At 67.1% G+C, this 20,366-nt stretch carries 19 protein-coding genes; 4 read left to right on the top strand and 15 right to left on the bottom strand.

Translation table 11 applies throughout. From position 1 onward, the window contains the following. Positions 1-22: 22 nt before the first annotated feature. The 4 genes from kdpC to kdpF are packed head-to-tail and all read right to left on the bottom strand — an operon-like array spanning position 23 to position 4,715. Positions 23-631, bottom strand: coding sequence for a potassium-transporting ATPase subunit KdpC (kdpC, locus tag IAG39_RS25685; RefSeq protein ID WP_059373796.1), 609 nt, complete (start codon positions 629-631; stop codon positions 23-25). Between the two features lie 24 nt (positions 632-655). Continuing rightward, positions 656-2,815, bottom strand: a complete 2,160-nt coding sequence (gene kdpB / locus IAG39_RS25680; protein WP_059373797.1) for a potassium-transporting ATPase subunit KdpB — start codon at positions 2,813-2,815, stop codon at positions 656-658. Positions 2,816-2,823: 8 nt separating this feature from the next. Next, the gene (gene kdpA, locus IAG39_RS25675; protein WP_118931694.1) at positions 2,824-4,626 is read right to left on the bottom strand and encodes a potassium-transporting ATPase subunit KdpA; all 1,803 of its coding nucleotides are present in this window, start codon (positions 4,624-4,626) and stop codon (positions 2,824-2,826) included. Next, the gene (kdpF, locus tag IAG39_RS25670) at positions 4,626-4,715 is read right to left on the bottom strand and encodes a K(+)-transporting ATPase subunit F (protein WP_013391886.1); all 90 of its coding nucleotides are present in this window, start codon (positions 4,713-4,715) and stop codon (positions 4,626-4,628) included. The genes kdpA and kdpF overlap by 1 nt, the downstream gene beginning before the upstream one ends. Positions 4,716-5,446: 731 nt before the next feature. Here kdpF and IAG39_RS25665 point away from each other — a divergent pair. Together IAG39_RS25665 and IAG39_RS25660 are read left to right on the top strand one after the other, a co-directional pair. Then, positions 5,447-5,725 carry a DUF4212 domain-containing protein gene (locus IAG39_RS25665; protein WP_059373799.1) on the top strand — a complete coding sequence of 93 codons (279 nt, stop codon included), beginning with the start codon at positions 5,447-5,449 and terminating at the stop codon, positions 5,723-5,725. Further along, positions 5,725-7,815, top strand: a complete 2,091-nt coding sequence (locus tag IAG39_RS25660; protein WP_059373800.1) for a sodium:solute symporter family protein — start codon at positions 5,725-5,727, stop codon at positions 7,813-7,815. Before IAG39_RS25665 ends, IAG39_RS25660 begins: the two co-directional genes overlap by 1 nt. Here the strand turns inward: IAG39_RS25660 and IAG39_RS25655 are convergent. The 5 genes from IAG39_RS25655 to trxB are packed head-to-tail and all read right to left on the bottom strand — an operon-like array spanning position 7,812 to position 11,525. Beyond that, complete coding sequence (locus IAG39_RS25655) at positions 7,812-8,954, bottom strand: hypothetical protein (protein ID WP_118931695.1); 1,143 nt, start codon at positions 8,952-8,954, stop codon at positions 7,812-7,814. The genes IAG39_RS25660 and IAG39_RS25655 overlap by 4 nt on opposite strands. Beyond that, entirely contained in the window at positions 8,941-9,588 is a 648-nt protein-coding gene (locus IAG39_RS25650) for a hypothetical protein (RefSeq protein ID WP_118931696.1), read from the bottom strand. Before IAG39_RS25650 ends, IAG39_RS25655 begins: the two co-directional genes overlap by 14 nt. Further along, entirely contained in the window at positions 9,585-9,914 is a 330-nt protein-coding gene (locus tag IAG39_RS25645) for a DMT family transporter (RefSeq protein WP_054450090.1), read from the bottom strand. Before IAG39_RS25645 ends, IAG39_RS25650 begins: the two co-directional genes overlap by 4 nt. Beyond that, entirely contained in the window at positions 9,911-10,579 is a 669-nt protein-coding gene (locus tag IAG39_RS25640; protein WP_118931697.1) for a Smr/MutS family protein, read from the bottom strand. Before IAG39_RS25640 ends, IAG39_RS25645 begins: the two co-directional genes overlap by 4 nt. Then, positions 10,566-11,525 carry a thioredoxin-disulfide reductase gene (trxB, locus tag IAG39_RS25635; protein ID WP_059373804.1) on the bottom strand — a complete coding sequence of 320 codons (960 nt, stop codon included), beginning with the start codon at positions 11,523-11,525 and terminating at the stop codon, positions 10,566-10,568. The genes IAG39_RS25640 and trxB overlap by 14 nt, the downstream gene beginning before the upstream one ends. A gap of 42 nt (positions 11,526-11,567) precedes the next feature. On the opposite strand from trxB, the gene IAG39_RS25630 reads away from it, so the two are divergent. Together IAG39_RS25630 and lolA are read left to right on the top strand one after the other, a co-directional pair. Beyond that, complete coding sequence (locus IAG39_RS25630) at positions 11,568-13,952, top strand: DNA translocase FtsK (RefSeq protein ID WP_118931698.1); 2,385 nt, start codon at positions 11,568-11,570, stop codon at positions 13,950-13,952. Then, positions 13,952-14,575, top strand: a complete 624-nt coding sequence (gene lolA / locus IAG39_RS25625) for an outer membrane lipoprotein chaperone LolA (RefSeq protein ID WP_059373806.1) — start codon at positions 13,952-13,954, stop codon at positions 14,573-14,575. The genes IAG39_RS25630 and lolA overlap by 1 nt, the downstream gene beginning before the upstream one ends. A gap of 46 nt (positions 14,576-14,621) precedes the next feature. Here lolA and IAG39_RS25620 read toward each other — a convergent pair whose 3' ends face one another. The 6 genes from IAG39_RS25620 to IAG39_RS25595 are packed head-to-tail and all read right to left on the bottom strand — an operon-like array spanning position 14,622 to position 20,343. Further along, entirely contained in the window at positions 14,622-15,035 is a 414-nt protein-coding gene (locus IAG39_RS25620) for a RidA family protein (protein WP_118931699.1), read from the bottom strand. Between the two features lie 53 nt (positions 15,036-15,088). Next, on the bottom strand, positions 15,089-16,543 hold the full coding sequence (locus tag IAG39_RS25615; protein WP_118931700.1) for an N-acyl-D-amino-acid deacylase family protein: 1,455 nt from the start codon (positions 16,541-16,543) through the stop codon (positions 15,089-15,091). A gap of 13 nt (positions 16,544-16,556) precedes the next feature. Next, on the bottom strand, positions 16,557-17,429 hold the full coding sequence (locus tag IAG39_RS25610; RefSeq protein ID WP_054450103.1) for a MurR/RpiR family transcriptional regulator: 873 nt from the start codon (positions 17,427-17,429) through the stop codon (positions 16,557-16,559). Positions 17,430-17,465: 36 nt separating this feature from the next. Further along, entirely contained in the window at positions 17,466-18,467 is a 1,002-nt protein-coding gene (locus IAG39_RS25605) for an ABC transporter ATP-binding protein (protein ID WP_118931701.1), read from the bottom strand. After that, positions 18,464-19,471, bottom strand: a complete 1,008-nt coding sequence (locus IAG39_RS25600) for an ABC transporter ATP-binding protein (protein WP_059373810.1) — start codon at positions 19,469-19,471, stop codon at positions 18,464-18,466. Before IAG39_RS25600 ends, IAG39_RS25605 begins: the two co-directional genes overlap by 4 nt. A 2-nt stretch (positions 19,472-19,473) precedes the next feature. Continuing rightward, on the bottom strand, positions 19,474-20,343 hold the full coding sequence (locus IAG39_RS25595; RefSeq protein WP_059373811.1) for an ABC transporter permease: 870 nt from the start codon (positions 20,341-20,343) through the stop codon (positions 19,474-19,476). Positions 20,344-20,366: the final 23 nt, after the last annotated feature.

Below are 20,366 nucleotides of genomic sequence, written 5' to 3'. Positions count from 1 at the left end.
GGCAATACTATACGCCGCGGCATCAGCGCGCCGGACGCAATTGGTCCAGCGCCAGGTTCAGCGTCAGCACGTTGACCGCAGGGTCGCCCAGCACGCCCAGCCAGGGCTTTTCGGTATGGGCCTGGATCAGGGCATCGACCTGCGCTTGCGGCAGGCCGCGAGCGCGCGCCACGCGCGCTGCCTGGTAGGCCGCGGCGGCCGGGCTGATGTGCGGATCCAGGCCGCTGCCGGACGCGGTGACCAGGTCCACCGGCACCGGGACCGGGTTGTCCGGGTCGGCCGCCTTCAGGGCGGCGATGCGGGCCTGGATGGCATCGGCCAGCGCGGGATTGCGCGGTCCCAGGTTCGAGCCGCCGGAGCCGGCGCCGTTGTACGGCATGGGCGCGGTGGCCGACGGGCGGCCCCAGAAGTAGCCGGGCGAACTGAACGACTGGCCGATCAGCTCCGAGCCTACGACCTGGTCGCCTTGCTTGATCAGCGAGCCGGCTGCTTCGTGCGGAAAGACGGCTGCGGCGATGCCCGTGGTCAGGAAGGGATAGGCCAGGCCGGTCACCAGCGATAGCGCGGCGAAGACGACCAGCGCGGGGCGCAGGATGCCGCCTTGGCGCGGCAGGGTGGCGGAATTTTTCATGATGGGTTCCTTGCAGTTTGAGGCTCAGGCCCAGCCCAGGGCGGCCAGCACCATGTCGACCAGCTTGATGCCGGCAAACGGCACCAGCAGGCCGCCCAGGCCATAGATGAGCAGATTGCGGCGCAACAGCACGGCGGCGCCCAGCGCGCGATAGCGCACGCCCTTGAGCGCCAGCGGGATCAGCACCACGATGATCAGCGCGTTGAAGATCACGGCCGACAGAATGGCCGAGGCCGGCGTGGCCAGGCCCATGATGTTCAGCACGTTCAACTGCGGATAGACGGTGGCGAAGGCGGCCGGAATGATGGCGAAATACTTGGCGACGTCGTTGGCCACGCTGAAGGTCGTCAGCGCGCCGCGGGTCATCAGCATCTGCTTGCCGATCTCGACGATCTCGATGAGCTTGGTGGGGTTGGAATCCAGGTCCACCATGTTGCCCGCCTCCTTGGCGGCCTGGGTGCCCGAATTCATCGCCACCGCGACGTCGGCCTGCGCCAGCGCGGGCGCATCGTTGGTGCCGTCGCCCGTCATCGCCACCAGCCGGCCTTCCGCCTGGTAGGCGCGGATCAGCTTGAGCTTGGCTTCGGGCGTGGCTTCGGCCAGGAAGTCGTCCACGCCGGCCTCGGCGGCGATGGACGCGGCCGTGAGCTTGTTGTCGCCGGTGATCATTACGGTCTTGATGCCCATGCGGCGCAATTCCGCGAAGCGCGACTGAATGTCGGGCTTGACGATGTCCTTCAGCTCGACCACGCCCAGCGCGCGGTTGCCGTCGCTGACCATCAGCGGCGTGCTGCCGCGGCGCGCCACGTCTTCGGCCAGGCGCAGCGCCTGTTCCGGCACCGTCGAGTCCTGCTCGGCCAGCCACGCCTGCACGGCGTCGACCGCGCCCTTGCGGATCATGCGGCCGTTCAGGTTCACGCCGCTCATGCGCGACTGCGCGGTGAAGGGCACGAATTCGGCGTGCGGGGTGGGGGCGGCGGGCGCGTGGATGGACTTGTCGGCCAGCGCCACGATGCTGCGTCCTTCCGGCGTTTCATCGGCCAGCGAGGCCAGGCGCGCGGCCTCGGCCAGTTCGCGCGCGGACACGCCGGGGGCAGGCAGAAAGGTCGAGGCCTGGCGGTTGCCGAAAGTGATGGTGCCGGTCTTGTCCAGCAGCAGCACGTCCACGTCGCCGGCGGCTTCGACGGCGCGGCCGGACGTCGCGATGACGTTGGCGCCCATCATGCGGCTCATGCCGGCCACGCCGATGGCCGACAGCAGGCCGCCGATGGTGGTGGGGATCAGGCAGACCAGCAGCGCGACCAGCACCGTGACTGTCACGACCGAACCGCCGCCGGCGGCGCTGACCGCATAGATCGAGAACGGCATCAGGGTCACGACCACCAGCAGGAAGACCACGGTCAGGCCCACCAGCAGGATGGTAAGGGCCAGCTCGTTGGGCGTCTTCTGGCGCTTGGCGCCTTCGACCATGGTGATCATGCGGTCCAGGAAACTCTCGCCGGGATCGGCGGCGATGCGCACGAAGATCCAGTCCGACAGCACGCGGGTGCCGCCGGTAACGGACGAGAAGTCGCCGCCGGATTCGCGGATCACGGGCGCGGATTCGCCGGTGATGGCGCTTTCGTCCACAGATGCCACGCCGGCGATGACCTGGCCGTCGCCAGGGATGATGTCCCCCGCTTCGACCAGCACCACGTCGCCCCGGCGCAGCAGGCCCGAGGGTTGGCTGACGGCCTGGCTGCGCCAGGCGCCGGGTTGCGCCGTGCTGGCGTCGGCATCGCGAAAGCCCTTCAGGAGCCGGGCGTCGATGGTGGTGCGCAGGCCGCGCAGGGTGGCCGCCTGCTGCTTGCCGCGGCCTTCGGCCAGGGCTTCGGCGAAGTTCGCGAACAGCACGGTGAACCACAGCCACACGGCGATCGCCAGGATGAAGCCGGCGGGCGCTTCGGCCTGGCCGCGCAGGGCCATGACCCACAGCACCGTGGTCAGGATGCTGCCGACGTAGACGACGAACATCACGGGGTTCTTCAGCTGCGCGGCAGGCGAGAGCTTGCGCAGGCTGTCCAGCACCGCAGGGCCGACCAGGGCGCGCGACCACATGCCGAACTGGCGTTCATGCGCGGCGTGCGATGCGGCGCGGGCGGCGCCGCCTCCAGCGCCGGTAGTAGAGGTTTCAATCTTGGCCATTTTCATTCCTAGCCTTTCACTTGCAGATGTTCTGCGACAGGACCCAATGCCAGCGCGGGCACATACGTCAAAGCGCCCACCAGCAGTACCGCGCCGATCAGCAGCACCACGAACAGCGGGCCGGTGGTGGGCATGCTGCCGGGGCCGGCGGGCAGGCGGCGCTTGGCGGCCAGCGAGCCGGCCATCGCCAGGATGGCGACGATGATGGCGAAGCGGCCGAACCACATGGCGATGCCCAGCAGCACGTTGTAGAAGGGCGTGTTGGCGGACAGCCCGGCGAAGGCGCTGCCGTTGTTGTTGGCGGCCGACGTCAGGCCATAGAGGATTTCGGAGAAACCGTGGATGCCTGGATTGAGCACACCAGCCTGGCCGGCCGGCACCGAGACCGCCAGCGCCGTGCCGACCAGCACCAGCAGCGGGGTCGCCAGGATGACGATGGAGACCATCTTCATGTCATAGGCTTCGATCTTCTTGCCCAGGTATTCCGGGGTGCGGCCTATCATCAGCCCGGCAATGAAGACGCCCAGGATGGCAAAGGCCAGCATGCCGTACAGGCCCGAACCCACGCCGCCGAAGACCACCTCGCCCAATTGCATCAACAGCATCGGCGTCAGGCCGCCCATGGCGTTGAGCGAATCGTGCATGCCGTTGACCGCGCCGCAGGACGCTGCCGTGGTGACGGTGGCGAACAGCGAGGTGGCGGCGATGCCGAAGCGGGTTTCCTTGCCTTCCATGTTGCCGCCCGGCGAGAACGCGCTGAGCGCGCTGTCGGCGCCGGCCTGGGCCGCCATGGGATTGGGCTGCTGTTCGAAGTAGGCGGCGGACAGGGCGAACACCGCGAACAGCACGGTCATGGCCGCCAGGATCGCGATGCCCTGGCGCCGGCTGCCCACCATCTCGCCAAACGAAAAGCACAGCGCGGCGGGAATCGCCAGGATGGCCAGCATCTCCAGGAAGTTGGCCAGCGGCGTGGGGTTCTCAAACGGATGCGCGGAGTTGGCGTTGAAGAAGCCGCCGCCGTTGGTACCCAGCAGCTTGATCGATTCCTGCGAAGCGACCGGACCCATCGCCAGGGTCTGGGTCTTGCTGACGGCGGGATCGGTCACTGCCTGTCCCTGGGCGTCCAGCACGGGCTGGCCCTGCGCGTCCACGCGAGGCTGGTCGTAGTGCACGGCTTCGACCGTCTGGACTTCCTGGTAGGGGCTGAAATTCTGGATCACGCCCTGGCTGACGAGCGCCAGCGCCAGGACCAGGGACAGCGGCAGCAGCACGTACAGCGTGCTGCGCACCATGTCGGTCCAGAAGTTGCCCACGGTGGCCGAGCAATGGCGCGACAGGCCGCGGATCAGCGCGAACAGCACGGCGATGCCGGTGGCGGCCGAGACGAAGTTCTGCACCGTCAGCGCCAGCATCTGCGTCAGGTAGCTCATCGTCGATTCGCCGCCATAGCCTTGCCAGTTGGTATTGGCCACGAAGCTGATGGCGGTGTTCAGGGCCGAGTCCGGCGACACCGCACCCATGCCGGCAGGATTGAGCGGCAGCACGCCCTGCAGGCGCTGCAGGGCGTAGACGGCCGCGATGCCGATGATGTTGAAGGTCAGCACCGCCACGGCGTAGCGCTTCCAGCCCATCTCGGCCTGCGGGTCTATGCCCGCCAGCCGGTAGATGCCGCGCTCGATGGGGCGGCCCCAGGCGGTCAGCCGGGACTGCCCGTTTTCCATGGCGATACGGATGTAGCGCCCGAGCAGGGGCGCGATCGCGAGCAGGACTGCCAGGTATACGACCAGCAATCCGACGAATTCGGCGGTCATCAGAATTTCTCCGGTTTGAACAGCGCGACCAGCAGGTACACGAACAACAGGGCGGCCGTCAGGCCGCTCAGCCAATAGAGCCAGTTCATGGCTGCTCTCCCGCAGACAAGGTTTCGCAGAACCGCAGCAGGGCGAAGGTCAGCCCGGCCATGACGGCAAAGATGGCGATATACAAGGCATCCACGTTTTTCCTCCCGGGAGCGGCGCTCCCTTCGAACGACGGGCCTGCACGGCAAATAGGGATGCGCGCCGGGCAGGCGTAGTGACCAATCAGGACACCGGCAGGTTACGGAGCGGGGGGTAAAAACGGGGTATACGTTTGGGAGGGGGGTGTAAATGAAACGTAAATGGGGCCAGGTTCTCGCAGCCGCCCAAAGGCGGGCATGGCGCGCGCACGGTCGCGGGCCCAAGCCGGAGCTGCCAAGCGGCGGGAAGCGGGGGCCAGGCAGGCGGGGTCAGGAATGGCCGCAAGACGGCCGAAAAATCCCAATATTTAGAACCCGAAACCTATATTGCACCAATATGGTGCGGGAAATATGTAAATGAATGCTCCTTCTTAGGGCATTCCCCTAGTGTGACAATCCCGCATCTGGTGCAGAATCTCTTCCCATGCAGGTGAGGAGACAAAGCCCTGCATGGGCAAATACCGGCGGCACCGGTACATAAAAAAAGTAAAGCAGTACCCAAAAAAAGCAAAACGCACAACGGCTGGCACCAGGTAGTGCCAGCCGTTGTCGCATAAAAAGCCGGCATTTCAAGCGCAAAGGCTTTTCAAGCGCCGCGTTTCGCGATAATCAGACAGGGTTCGCTCATCCCAGCTATGTCGGAATCGCGCCTTTCATCCTCGACACCCGCCACGACTCCCTATTGGCGCCGCAACTTGTGGCTGATCCTGGTGTTGCTCGTCGTATGGGCCGCACTGACCTTCATTCCCGCTTTTTTTGCCCGCAGCCTGAATTTCGATTTCATCGGCTGGCCGTTCGCGTTCTGGATGGCCGCCTATGGCGCGCCGCTGGCCTACCTGGTCATCATCGGCATCTACGCCCGGATCATGAATCGCGCCGATGAGCGCTCCGAAGATGTGGGAGGGCACCGCTGATGCCGTTTTTCAGCGGAGACACGCCCCAGCAATTCAGAGTCCGGTTGCGCCGCATCTACGTGCTGTACACGGCGGGATTCGCGTTGATGATCCTGTTGATGGCGCTGGCCGAGATCCTGGGCATGCCGCGCAACTGGATCGGCTATGTGTTCCTGCTGGTCACGGTCAGCCTGTACGCCGGCATCGGCATCGTCTGCCGGACCTCGGATCAGGTGGAGTACTACGTGGCGGGCCGGCGGGTGCCCGCGATCTACAACGGCATGGCCACGGCCGCCGACTGGATGTCGGTGGCCTCCTTCATCGGCGTGGCCGGCACGCTCTACCTGACGGGCTATGGCGGGCTGGCCTACATCATGGGCTGGACCGGCGGCTATGTGCTGGTGGCGATGCTGCTGGCGCCTTATCTGCGCCGCTTCGGCCAATACACCATTCCCGACTTCATGGGCGCGCGCTATGGCGGCAATATGCCGCGCCTGGCGGGCGTGGCCTGCGCCATACTCTGTTCCTTCACCTACCTGGTGGCGCAGATCTACGGCGTGGGCATCATCACCACGCGCATGACCGGCATCTCCTTCGAGCTCGGCATCTTCGTGGCGCTGGGCGGCATGCTGGTCTGTTCGTTCCTGGGCGGCATGCGCGCAGTCACCTGGACGCAGGTGGGGCAGTACATCATCCTGGTCATCGCCTATCTGGTGCCTGTGGTCTGGCTGTCCATCAAGCACACCAACATGCCCGTGCCGCAGCTGTCGGCCGGCGTGGTGCTGCAGCAGGTGACCGAAAAAGAGGTCTACCTGCAGAACGACCCGTCCGAAATCGAGGTGCGCAGGCTGTGGCAGGAGCGCGCCGACGAGATGGGTCGCCGGATGGCGGCATTGCCCGAATCCTGGACACTGGAAAAGGACAAGCTGCGCAGCCGGCTGGCGCAGTTGACTGCGAACGATGCGCCCATGGTCGAGATCCGCTCGGCAGAGCGCGAGCTGGCGGGCTATCCCGCCGGCGTGGAAGAGGCGCGTATCGCCTGGGCGCAGGCCAAGGCCGCGTTCGAGGCGCGAGCGGCGCCGGCCACGCCGCATGCGGAACCGTTTCCGTCCAAGGATCCAGAAGAGCAGCGCAACATGCGCGTCAATTTCCTGGCGCTGGTGCTTTGCCTGATGCTGGGCACTGCGGGCATGCCGCACATCCTGATGCGTTCATACACGACGCCCTCGGTCATCGAGGCGCGCAAATCGGTGTGCTGGTCGCTGCTGTTCATCCTGCTGCTGTATTTCATGGCGCCGGCGCTGGCGCTGCTGGTGAAGTACGAGGTCTATACCCAGGTGGTGGGGTCCAGCTTTCTTAGCCTGCCCAACTGGGTGCATGCCTGGAGCGCCGTCGACAGCAATCTGCTGGACGTGACCGACGTCAACCGCGACGGCATCGTGCAGTTGAGCGAGATCAGCATGGGCGCCGACGTGGTGGTGCTGGCCATGCCGGAAATCGGCGGACTGCCCTACGTGATATCGGCCCTGGTGGCGGCGGGCGGGCTGGCCGCGGCGCTGTCCACCGCCGACGGCCTGTTGCTGACCCTGTCCAACTCCCTGTCGCACGACATGTGGTATCGCATGGTGTCGCCGCGCATGTCGGCGGCGCGCCGCGTGATGGTGTCCAAGATTCTGCTGCTGCTGGTGGCCTTCGGCGCCGCCTGGGTGGCGGCGCGCAAGCCCGCGGACATTCTCTTCATGGTGTCGGCCGCGTTTTCCTTTGCGGCGTCATCCTTTTTCCCGGCGTTGGTCATGGGCGTGTTCTGGCGCCGCGCCAACAAATGGGGCGCGACGCTGGGCATGGCGGCCGGGCTGGCGGCGACGTTCGCCTACATGACGCACACGCATCCCTGGTTGCGCGAATGGGTGCTGGGCATTTCACGCACCCAGCCCGTGGACCTGTGGTGGGGCATCCAGCCGATCGCGGCGGGCGTGTTCGGCGCGCCGGTGGCTTTCCTGACGATCATCGTGGTGTCGCTGCTGACGCCGCCGCCGGACCGCGCCACGCTGGCGCTGGTGGACTACCTGCGCCATCCGGGCGCGCCCAAGCCGCAGGGCGAACGCGGCTAAGGCGTTCCGCAGGCGTTGGCGTTCCGGTTTTCCGGATCGATGCAGGAAGCCCATGCCGCCGCGGGCATGGCTTGCAGCAAGGTATAGGTCTGGCCGGGCGCCCATAGCCATTGCACGCCGCCCGGCGTCTTGCCGGCCGCTTCCCAGATTCGCTTGCGTTGCGCGGCGGTCATGATGAATCGCCGCTGGTCGCCGCTGTTGCCTTGCGCCAATATCTGCGAGGGATCCCGCTTGGCGGCATAGATGCTGGCAACCCCCTCGGCCGTCTTCTTGGGCTGCACGATGGCCCAGTCGTAGTTGTACGAGTCCAGCTCGGGCGCTTTCCAGGCGGGGCCGGGCAGCACCAGGGAGGCGTAGGGATCCGCGCTTGCGCGGTAGGGCAGTCCCAGAACGGCAGGTTCGTCCGCCCACGCCGTCCGCTGGCGCAAGTAGCGCTGCGCCCTGCGGCCCTGAGCGTCATGCGTCACGACTTCGAACGCATCTTCGGATTTGTCTTGATAGGAAATCGTGCGCAACAGCCGGCCCGTCGCGTCATGCACGTAGCGGGTCATGGGCCGGGAGGGCGCCGCGCAATCGTTGGCGCCCAGCTCGGCCAGCCAACCGTGGGTGTCGTAGCGCAGGCAATAGCGCGCCGGCCGGTTGCGGCGGCCGTCCCAGGCGCGCGAGCGTTCCTCGTAGCCAGTCAACCGACCGGCGGCGTCATAGTAGAAGCGCGTTTCGGCGTCTGGCGGGGGCAGCGCGGCCTTGCCCGACGCGCGGGCTTCGTGCACGGCGCCGGCGCTGTAACGGGCGATGCCGCACAAATGTTGGCGGCCGTCGGGGGCGCTTTCCCAGCGCAGCATGGTGACGCCGATGCGGGCGTCCGGCGCGGCGGCGTAGACGGACCAGTCCACCCGTTCTGCCCATATGGTGGCCAAGGCGCGCTCGCCGGCGTCGATGGCGACGCCAGGCAACCATGAGCGGATGCGCGAGCCGTCCAGCGCCAGCAAGGTATTGGTGTCGTCCAGGGAAATGTCCATTACCCCGGTGTGGCGCTGCGCGGACGCGGCCAGCGGTTCGCACAGCGCACTGGCCAGCCCCGGCGCAAGGGAAAGCGCGGTCAGCGCAAGCAGACGCCGTGCGGAATCAGAGTGCCGCATTGTGCAGGTAGGCGATCAGCCCCCAGAGTTCGCTGCTGATCCCGCCCAGGCGCAAGGCGTCATCGCGCGTGTCCATCAGCAGGAAGGGGTAGGCGTTGCGTTCCAGCTTGCCTGGAGGCGGCAGTCTGTAGGGCGTGAAGTGTTCGCCCGACAGCAGGTAGGTATTGGTCATGTCGCCGACATCCACATGCAGGTACCAGACGGTCAGGTCCGCGACGTTCAGGGCCGCATCCGTTTCCGGATACAAGCCGCCCTGGCCGGCCGGGATGGCGCTGTCCAGCACGGCCATGAGCACGGCGCGCGGGCCGGATTTCGGAAAGTAGGCGCCTTCACTGCCACGCTGCGTGAACGCTTGGCGGATGAATCCCGCGCCGCGCGAGCCGGGCACCACCGTGCGGGCGAACATCGCTTCCAACTGGGCTTGCGACAAGGGGCCGGGCATGGCGGACAACTGGTCCAGGTCCTGCTTGAAAGCGCTCAGCCAGGTCCGGTAGCGCGCGAGTTCGGCCGCGCGGTTGAACTCCTGGGCCAGGGCGTGGCCGGCCGGCAGCAGGCCCAGGCAGCCCAGGCACAGCCAGGCCGCCAGCCAGCGGCGGATCTGGGAACTCGCCGTTGACCCGTCGCGGGGCTTCAATGCGAAACGGATTTCGAGAAGACGTTCATCACCACCACGCCGGCGATGATGAGGCCGATGCCGATGAGCGCCGGCGTGTCCAGGTGCTGTTTGAACAGCACCGCGCCGACGATGGAAATCAGCACGATGCCCACGCCGGACCAGATGGCGTAGGCGATGCCCACCGGAATCTCGCGCAGCGTCAGCGACAGGAAATAGAACGAAATCAGGTAGCCGAACACCGTCACGATGGACGGCGCCAGGCGGGTGAAGCCTTCGGACCCCTTGAGCGCGCTGGTGGCGAAGATCTCGGCGATGATGGCTATGCCCAGGTAGAGCCATTTCATTTGCGTGTTCCCTCGGATTGCCGCAGCAGCACCAGCAGGGCGCCCGCGCCGCCTTCGCGCTCGGGCGCTTCGGAAAACGCCAGGACTTCGCTCTTCTGCACCAGCCAGGTGCGGGCCTTGTCCTTGAGCACCGGCTCCAGCCCCTGCGAGCCATAGCCCTTGCCGTGGACGATGCGCACGCAGCGGATGCCGTGCTCCTGGCATTCGTCCAGGAACGACAGCAGGGCGTGGCGGGCCTGTTCCACCCGCAGGCCATGCAGGTCCAGTTCGGCGCCGGCGCGCCATTGGCCGCGGCGCAGGTTGCGCGCGGTGTCGGGCGCGGCGTCGCTGCGTACGAAGGCGGTGCCGCCTTCGGACAGCAGATGCGTGATTTCGCCGCCGTCGGAGACGCCGGCATCGGCGCGCGTGGGGGTTTCGCCCAGCGCGTTGGCGCGGCGCAGCGCGGGCGCGGGCTGCGCCACGGGCTTGTGCTCCACCCGGGCGGCCTGCTTGATCGGCGTGACTGACTGCATGGTGCGCTTGAACGCCGCCATGTCGTCAACGGGGGCGGTATCCGGTTTTTTCAGCACCGCCACCCGCTGGGCCAGGGCGGCGCGTTCGCGCTCGGCCTGCAGGTCTTTCTTCAGGCGTTTCAGGTCGGCCAGGCCGACCTTACTGCCCCGCATTCTCCAGCCACCGTTGTGCGTCCAGCGCGGCCATGCAGCCGGTGCCGGCGCTGGTGATGGCCTGGCGGTAGACGTGGTCCTGCACGTCGCCGGCGGCGAATACGCCGGGGACCGAGGTCATCGTGGCCATGCCGGACAGGCCGCTCTTGGTGACGATGTAGCCGTCCTTCATTTCCAGCTGGCCCTGGAAGATCTCGGTGTTGGGCTGGTGGCCGATGGCAATGAACGCGCCGGTGGCCGCCATGTCCTCGGTGACGCCGGTGTCGACGTGGCGCACGCGCACGCCGGTGACGCCGCTGTCGTCGCCCAGCACTTCTTCCAGCGTATGGAACAGCTTGAGCTCCATGTTGCCGTTCTCGACCTTGCTCATGAGCTTGTCGACCAGGATGGGCTCGGCGCGGAACTTGTCGCGGCGGTGGATCAGGGTGACCTTGCGGCAGATGTTCGACAGGTACAGCGCTTCTTCCACGGCGGTATTGCCGCCGCCGACCACGACCACGTCCTGGTTGCGGTAGAAGAAGCCGTCGCAGGTGGCGCAGCCGGACACGCCGCGGCCCATGAAGGTCTCTTCAGACGGCAGGCCGAGGTACTTGGCCGAGGCGCCGGTGGCGATGATGAGCGCGTCGCAGGTGTAGATCTTGCCGGTGTCGCCCGTGAGAGTGAACGGGCGCTTGGACACATCGACCTTGGCAATGTGGTCGAAGATCATTTCGGTGTTGAAACGTTCGGCGTGCTTCTGGAAGCGCTGCATCAGGTCCGGACCCTGCACGCCCTCCGCGTCCGCCGGCCAGTTGTCGACGTCCGTGGTGGTCATGAGCTGGCCGCCTTGGGCCAGACCTGTAACAAGAACAGGGCTCAGATTGGCGCGTGCCGCATAGACGGCCGCCGTGTAACCGGCAGGGCCGGAACCGAGTATCAAAACTTTAGCGTGCTTGGGCGTGGACATGGGCGGGTATCTTTAGGTTAACGCCCAATTATAATGAGCCGCATGCCGCGTATCTCGACTGCTTCTCCGCGCGCCTCGCGCAACACCCGTAACGGGCCTTCCCCCCTGCAGACGCGCTTGTCCGCGTTGCTGCGCGAAGCCCGCTGGATCCTCTTCGCCGCCCTGGCGGCCTGGCTGACGCTGGTGCTGGCCACCTGGAACGCGGCCGACCCCGGCTGGTCGCATTCCGTCCCCGCCGGTGCCATCCACAACAAGGGCGGGACGCTGGGCGCCTATCTGGCGGACATCCTGCTCTATCTGTTCGGCTTTTCCGCCTGGTGGTGGGTGATCCTGCTGCTGCACCGGGTGCGCGCGGGCTACCGCCGCCTGGCCAGCCATCTTCGCGTTACCAATAGTAAGCAGCCGGAAGTGTTGCCCCGTGTCCACTGGGAAGAGGGCATCGGTTTCTTCCTGTTGCTGGTGGGGTCGCTGGGCATGGAAGCCCTGCGCCTGGCCAGCCGCGGCACGCATCTGCCCGGTGCCTCCGAGAACACCAGCGGCGCGGGCGGCGTGATCGGCCAGACGCTGGCCGACCTGATCGGCCGCAGTATCGGCTTCACCGGCAGCACGCTGGCTTTCCTGGTCATGCTGGCCATCGGCCTGAGCCTGTTCTTCTCGTTTTCCTGGCTGTCCATCGCCGAACGCGTGGGCTCGTGGCTGGAAGGCCTGGTGCGCCGCGTGCGCGATTCCTACGCCGCCCGCGAAGACCGCAAGGTCGGCGAGGTCGCCAAGGCCGTGCGCACCGAACAGGTCGTGGCCAAGCAGGAAAAGCTGGTCCACGAGCAGCCGGTGCGGATCGAACCCGCGATTACCGTGGTACCCAAGTCCGAACGGGTCGAAAAGGAAAAGCAGCAATCGCTGTTCTTCGCGCCCTCGGGCGGCGCCGAAGGCGACCTGCCGGCGATCAGCCTGCTGGATCCGCCCCTGACCAACCAGGAAACGGTGTCGGCCGAAACCATCGAATTCACCTCGCGCCTGATCGAAAAGAAGCTGGCCGACTTCGGCGTGTCGGTCACCGTGGTGGCGGCGCAGGCCGGCCCGGTCATTACGCGCTACGAGATCGAGCCCGCCACGGGCGTGAAGGGCAGCCAGATCGTCAACCTGGCCAAGGACCTGGCGCGCGCGCTCAGCCTGGTCAGCATCCGGGTGGTGGAAACCATTCCGGGCAAGAACCTGATGGGCCTGGAATTGCCCAACCCGCGCCGCCAGATGGTGCGCCTGTCCGAGATCCTGGGCTCGCAAACCTATCACGCCAGCCATTCCGTCGTGACGATGGCGCTGGGCAAGGACATCGCCGGCAACCCGGTGGTGGCCGACCTGGCCAAGATGCCCCACCTGCTGGTGGCGGGCACCACCGGTTCGGGCAAGTCCGTGGGGATCAACGCCATGATCCTGTCGCTGCTGTACAAGGCGGACGCGTCCCACACCCGGCTGATCCTGATCGATCCGAAGATGCTCGAAATGAGCGTCTACGAAGGCATTCCGCACCTGCTGGCGCCGGTGGTCACGGACATGCGCCAGGCCTCCAACGCGCTGAACTGGTGCGTGGGCGAAATGGAAAAACGCTACCGCCTGATGAGCAAGATGGGCGTGCGCAACCTGGCGGGCTACAACACCAAGATCCGCGACGCCATCAAGCGCGAGGAACCCATTCCGAATCCGTTCTCGCTGACCCCGGACGCGCCGGAGCCGCTGTCGCCGCTGCCCACCATCGTGGTGGTCATCGACGAACTTGCCGACCTGATGATGGTGGTGGGCAAGAAGATCGAAGAGCTGATCGCCCGCCTGGCGCAGAAGGCGCGCGCCGCCGGCATCCACCTCATCCTGGCCACGCAGCGTCCCAGCGTGGACGTCATCACCGGCCTGATCAAGGCCAACATCCCGACGCGCATCGCCTTCCAGGTGTCGTCCAAGATCGACTCGCGCACCATTTTGGATCAGATGGGCGCCGAAACCCTGCTGGGCCAGGGCGACATGCTTTACATGCCGCCAGGCACCGGCCTGCCGGTGCGTGTGCACGGCGCGTTCTGCAGTGATGACGAAGTGCATCGCGTGGTGGAAAGCCTCAAGGCGCAGGGCGAACCCAACTACATCGAAGGCCTGCTGGAAGGCGGCCTGGATGGGGACGCGGGCGAAGGCGCCAGCAGCGTCACCGGCATCGGCGGCGACGCCGAATCCGACCCGATGTACGACCAGGCTTGCGAGGTGGTGCTCAAGCACCGCCGCGCGTCCATCTCGCTGGTGCAGCGCCACCTGCGCATTGGTTACAACCGTGCGGCCCGGTTACTGGAGCAGATGGAGCAATCGGGTATGGTGTCGGCGATGCAGTCCAATGGCAACCGCGAGATCCTTGTTCCCGCGGCCGCTGCCGCCCGAGAGGAAGCTTGATGAAGATGTTCCGTCGACTGGCCGCCGTGGCGGCCCTGAGCCTGGCGCCCGCCATGGTGTTCGCCGCCAGCGCGCAGGAGCAGCTGCGCGCTTTCGTGGCTACCGTGACCGCGGCCACGGGCTCGTTTTCGCAATACACGGTGAACAACCAGGGCCGCACGCAGCCCGCCCAGACCGGCGTGTTCTCGTTCCAGCGTCCCGGCAAGTTCAAGTGGGCGGTGCAGAAGCCTTATGAACAGCTGGTGGTGTCGGACGGCCGCCAGGTGTTCCAGTTCGATCCGGACCTGGCCCAGGTGACCGAGCGCAAGGTCGATGCCGCCATCGGCACCTCGCCCGCCGCCATCCTGTTCGGCTCGGGTTCGCTGGAGCAGTCGTTCGACGTTTCGGCCCTGCCGTCCAAGGACGGGATCGATTGGCTGCGCGCCAAGCCGCGCACCGCCGATGCGGGTTTCTCGCGCGTGGACATCGGCATGAAGGACAATCTGCCGGTGCGCGTGGAGCTGCTGGATTCGTTCGGGCAAACCACCCGCGTGGACCTGTCCGGCATTGCCGCCAACCCGCAGCTGCCGGCCAAGGAATTCCAGTTCGTCGCGCCGAAGGGTGTGGATGTAGTGAAGATGTGATGGAAAAAGCCTGGCAACGCCAGGCTTTTTCTTATGTGGCGTCCGCTTAAGGACGTTTGTACGCGATGCAGTCGACCTCGACTTTTGCGTCCACCACCAACGACGACTGCACGCAGGCCCGGGCCGGCGGATTCTCGCCGAAGTATTCCTTGAACACCTTGTTGAACGACGCGAAATCGCGCGCGTCGTCCAGCCATACGCCGCAACGCACGACGTGTTCGGGGCCGTAGCCGGCTTCCTTCAGGATGGCGAGCACCTGCTGGATGGCCTTGTGCGACTGGGTCACGATGCCGCCTTCGACGACTTCGCCGTTGTCCATCGGCACCTGGCCGGACACGTGCAGCCAGCCATCGGCCGCGACCGCGCGGGCGAAGGGCATGTGCGAGCCGCCCTGGCCCGTACCGCCGGCGACGCCGTAGCGGGTGATGCCGTTGCTGTCGGCGGTGGGAGCATTGCTCATGGTTCTCTCCTTGAAATGAATGGCCGGTTTTGCGCCGGGTTTTCGCCCGTTGCTTACTGGAAGTTCTTGCGCAGGTCGCCGCTGCGCGGCAGCCAGCGGCCGGCGCGGTCGCCGGTGGCCTCGCCCTGGCGGTAGGACAGGGCGCCATTGACCCAGACCGCCTCGATGCCGGCGGCGGTCTGCACCGGCGCGGCGAAGGTGGCGCGGTCGATGACCGTGGCCGGATCGAACAGCACCAGGTCCGCGTGGTAGCCCTCGCGCACCAGGCCGCGCTCGGCCAGGCCGAAGCGGGCGGCGGACAGGCCCGTCATCTTGTGCACGGCCTCGGTCAGCGGGAACAGCCCCACATCGCGGCTGTAGTGGCCCAGCACGCGCGGGAACGCGCCCCAGAGCCGCGGGTGCGGCATGGGGTCGTTGGGCAGGCCGTCGGAACCCACCATGGTGAGCCGGTGCGACAGCACGCGGCGCACGTCGTCTTCATGCATGTTGTGGTACACGGCGCCGGCTGGCTGCAGGCGCGCGGCCGCTTCCAGCAAAGTCACGCCCCAGTCGGCGGCGATGTCGGCCAGCTTGCGGCGAGCCTGCTCCGGATGCGGCACCGACCAGGTGATGTCGATGTCGAACTCGTCCGTGACCTGCTTCAGGTCCAGGGTCGACGAACTGGCGGAATAGGGATAGCAGTCGCAACCCACGTGCTGCAGGCGGCCGGCGGTTTCCAGCGCTGACAGCACTTCTTTCGTGCGGCCCCAGTTGCCGGCGCCGGCGCATTTCAGGTGCGACACCACCACCGGCACGCGGGCATGCTGGCCGATGTCGAAGGCTTCCTGCATGGCCTCCAGGATGGCGGCGAACTCGGAGCGCAGGTGGGTGGTGTAGAGCGCGCCGAATTCATCCAGCGCCTCGGCCAGCAGCTTGACCTCTTCGGTGTCCGCGTCGAAGGCGGAGGCATAGGCCAGGCCGGTGCTCAGGCCGATGGCGCCATGGGCCAGCGCGTCGCGCAGCTGCTCGCGCATGGCCAGCACTTCCTCGCGCGTGGCGGCGCGGTCCAGTCGGTCCATGTGGTTGCTGCGCAGCGCGGTATGGCCGACCAGCGCTGCCACGTTCACGGCGGGCCGCGCGGCTTCGATGGCGCGGGTGTAGTCCGCGAAGGTGGGGTAGCTGAAGTCGGCGCGGGCGCCCAGCAGGTTCATCGGGTCCGGCGGTTCGCCGCGCAGGGCCACGGGCGAGGCGCTGATGCCGCAATTGCCCACCACCACGGTGGTCACGCCCTGGGAAAGCTTGGGCAGCATGTCTGGCGTGCGGATGACGTTGGTGTCGTCATGGGTGTGCACGTCGATGAAACCCGGGGCCAGCGCCAGGCGGGTGCCATCGATGATCTGGCGCGCCGCCGCGCCCGGCAGGTCGCCGATGGCGGCGATGCGGCCGTCGGCCAGCGCCACGCTGGCGCGGTAGGCGGGTTCGCCGGTGCCGTCCAGGACCAGCACATTGCCTATGAGGGTGTCGTACATCTTGTGTTCCAGTTCAATCGCCCAGCGGCAGGCGGTTCGGGCCGCCGCGGTGTTCGTCCAGCGCCAGCTTGATGCGGCGCAGGCGCTCCCGGTTTTCTTCCTGGTTCAGCATGGCCAGTTCGGTCGAGAGCAGGTCTATGGCCAGCATCATCGCGTAGCGCGATGCCGAGGGCTTGTAGATGAAGTCGGTTTCGTCGGTGCGGATGGGCAGCACCACGTCGGCCAGTTCGGCCAGGGCGGAGGTCGCGTCGGTGATGGCGACGATGCGCGCCTGGTACTGCTTGACGATGCGGGCCGCGCCCACGATTTCCGGCGTAAGGCCCGAGGCCGACAGGATCAGCACCGCGTCGCGCTCGTCCAGGGTGGCCGCGACCATGCGCAGCAGCACCGCGTCGCTGTACACGGCGATGGGATAGCCCAGGCGCACCAGGCGTGACTGCACTTCCTGCGCCAGCACGGCCGACGCGCCGCCCATGCCGAAGACGTAGATCATGCGCGCGCCGTCGACGATGCCGGCGGCCGCTTCGAACAGCTGCTCGGTGAAGTTGGGCAGGTGGGCGCGCAGCGTGCTTTCGATGTCGGCGTAGATGCGGGCGTAGAAGGTGCTTTCCTCGGTCGGCGCGCTGGGATCGAGGAAGCGGCTGCCCACCGTGCTGGCCTGGGCCAGCTTGAGCTTCAGGTCGCGGGTGTCGTCGCAGCCGACCGTGCGCGCGAAGCGCGAGATGGTGGCGATGCTGACGCCGGCCTTGGCCGCCAGCTGGTCGACGGTGGCGCTGGCGCCCCAGATGATGTCGTCCAGGATGGCGTCGGCGACCTTGCGTTCGGTCACGCTCAGCGAGTCCCGCCGACTGCGTATCTGGAAGACGATGTCGCGGATGATGTTCATGTGGGCTTCCTGGGTCTGTTCTGGACTGGGCGGCTATCAGGCGGCCAGCTCGGCGTCGCCGATGCGCGAACACGCCACATAGTGGCCCGGGCCGACGTTGGCGGCCTGCGCCTCGGTGGTCGCGCAGCTTTCGATGGCGTAGGGGCAGCGGGTGCGGAACACGCAGCCGGAAGGCGGATTGACCGGGCTGGGGATGTCGCCCTTCAACAGGATACGCGAGCGCGGCGCGCGCGGGTCCGGCACCGGCGCGGCGGAGAGCAGCGCGCGGGTATAGGGATGGCGGGGGCGCGCATAGACCTCGCTGGTCGGGCCGCGTTCCATGACGCGGCCCAGGTACATCACCACGACCTCGTCGCACAGGTAGTCCACCACCGCCAGGTCGTGGGCCACGAACAGCATGGTCAGGCCCAGGTCGCGCTGCAGGTCCTGCAGCAGGTTCAGCACCTGCGCCTGCACCGACACGTCCAGCGCGGACACCGGCTCGTCGGCCACGATGAAATCGGGCTCGACCGCCAGCGCGCGGGCGATGCCGATGCGCTGGCGCTGGCCGCCGGAGAACTCGTGCGGATAGCGGCGGCTGTGGTCGGCGTTCAGGCCCACGCGTTCCAGCAGCTCGCCGATGCGGGCCATGCGGCGGTTCTGGGCGAGCTGGTGGGTGTCCAGCGCCTCGCCCAGGATCTCGGCCACCGTCATGCGGGGGTTGAGGCTGGCGTAGGGGTCCTGGAACACGATCTGCATGCGGCGGCGCCAGGGCAGCATCTGCTTTTCGGACAGCGTGGTGATGTCCTGGCCGTCGAACAGGATGCGGCCGGCGGTGGGCGCGAACAGCCGCAGCAGGGCGCGGCCGGTGGTGGTCTTGCCGGAGCCGGATTCACCGACCAGGCCGACGATGGTGTTGCGCGGCACGTCGAAGCTGACGCCGTCCACGGCCTTCACCATCGGGGCGTTGCGCGCCTGCGAAGTGGGGAAGTGGACCTTCAGGTCCTGGATCCGCACCAGCGGCTCTTCGGCGCGGATGGGAATGGGGCTACTCGTCATATCGGATTCACCTTGATGCAGCGCGCGCGGTGGTCGGTCTGCACCGGCAGGAGTTCGGGCACGGCGGCGCGGCAGTCGTCGGCGGCCAGGGGGCAGCGCGGCGCGAAAGTACAGCCGGCCGGCAGCGACAGCACGCTGGGCACGTTGCCCGGAATGGCGCGCAGCCGTTCGCCGGAGGCCAGCAGGGCGGCCGTGGGGATGCAGGACAGCAGGCCGCGGGTGTAGGGGTGCGTGGGCTTTTCGAACAGGTCGTAGACGCCGGCGTCCTCGACCACGCGGCCCGCGTACATGACCGCCACGCGGTGCGCGATCTCGGCCACCACGCCCAGGTTGTGCGTGATGAACAGGATGCTCATGTTCATCTCGGCTTGCAGCCGCCGCAACAGGTCCAGGATCTGCGCCTGCACGGTCACGTCCAGCGCGGTGGTGGGCTCGTCGGCGATCAGCACGGCGGGGTTGCAGGCCAGGGCCAGCGCGATCATCACGCGCTGGCGCATGCCGCCCGACATCTGGTGCGGGTACTCGTTGATGCGCCGCTCGGCCGCCGGGATCTCCACGCGCTCCAGCATTTCACGGGCGCGCCGCATGGCCGCGTCGTGGGAGCCGCCCTCGTGCTGCAGCACGGCTTCGGCGATCTGGTCGCCCACCGTGTACAGCGGATTCAGGCTGGTCATGGGCTCCTGGAAGATCATGGCGATTTCGGCGCCGCGGATCTTGCGCAGGGTGGCGGGCGCGGCCTGGGCCAGGTCGTGCTGGACGCCTTGGCGGTCGCGGAACAGGATCTTGCCGGCCTCGATGCGGCCCGCCGGCTTGGGCAGCAGGCCCATGATGGACAGGCTGGTCACGGACTTGCCGGAGCCGGACTCGCCGACGATGGCCAGCGTTTCGCCGCGGGCCAGATCGAAGGTCACGCCGTCCACGGATTTGGCGATGCCGTCGCGGCTGTGGAACCAGGTCTTCAACCCTTCCACGGAAAGCACGACGTCTCGGGTGCTTGCGGTCATGATTACAGCTCCTTGCGCAGGCGCGGGTCGAGGACGTCGCGCAGGCCGTCGCCGACCAGTTGCAGCGACAGCACGGACAGGACGATGGCGATGCCGGGGAAGATCATGATCCAGTCGGCCGAGCCCATGTACTGCTGGCCGGCGTTGATCATGGTGCCCCAGGTGGGGATGTCGGGCGACACGCCCACGCCCAGGAACGACAGGCCGGCTTCGGCCAGGATCGCGTAGGCGAAGATGAACGTGCCCTGCACCAGGATGGGCGACACCAGGTTGCGCAGCACGTGCACGGTGACGATGCGCCAGGTGGGCACGCCCAGCGCGCGGGCGGCTTCGACGAAGGGCAGTTCGCGGATCACCAGGGTCGAGGCGCGCACGATGCGCGCCAGGCGCGGCGTGTAGACGATGCCCAGCGCGATCACCACGTTGACCAGCGACGGGCCCAGCGCGGCCACCAGCGAAATCGCCAGCAGGATGTCGGGAAAGGCCATCATGGCGTCGATCAAGCGCGACACGAACTTGTCCGCCGTGCGGAAGAAGCCCGCGATCAGACCCAGCGCGATGCCCAGGATGCTGGACACGATCACCACGGAAAAGCCCACCATCAGCGACAGGCGGCCGCCGTGGATGACGCGGCTGAACACGTCGCGGCCGAAGTCATCGGTGCCGAACCAGTGCGCGGCGCCCGGCGCCTTCAGCCGGTTCATGATGGACAGCTTGAACGGATCGTAGGGGCTGATCCAGGGCGCCAGCAGCGCGGCCAGGACCAGCACGACGATCACGATCAGGCTGATCAGTACGGTCTTGCGCGACACCAGCAGGCGCAGGACCTGCCAGCGGTCGGTTCCGGAATTCACGGTAGTCCCGGTTGTCATTTCAATTGCTCCACTTGCGGTGC

The organism is Achromobacter xylosoxidans (genome assembly GCF_014490035.1).
GTDB lineage: Bacteria > Pseudomonadota > Gammaproteobacteria > Burkholderiales > Burkholderiaceae_B > Achromobacter > Achromobacter bronchisepticus_A.
The sequence above is the reverse complement of the archived record's forward strand: the minus strand, read 5'-3'. Positions and strand labels throughout refer to the sequence as shown.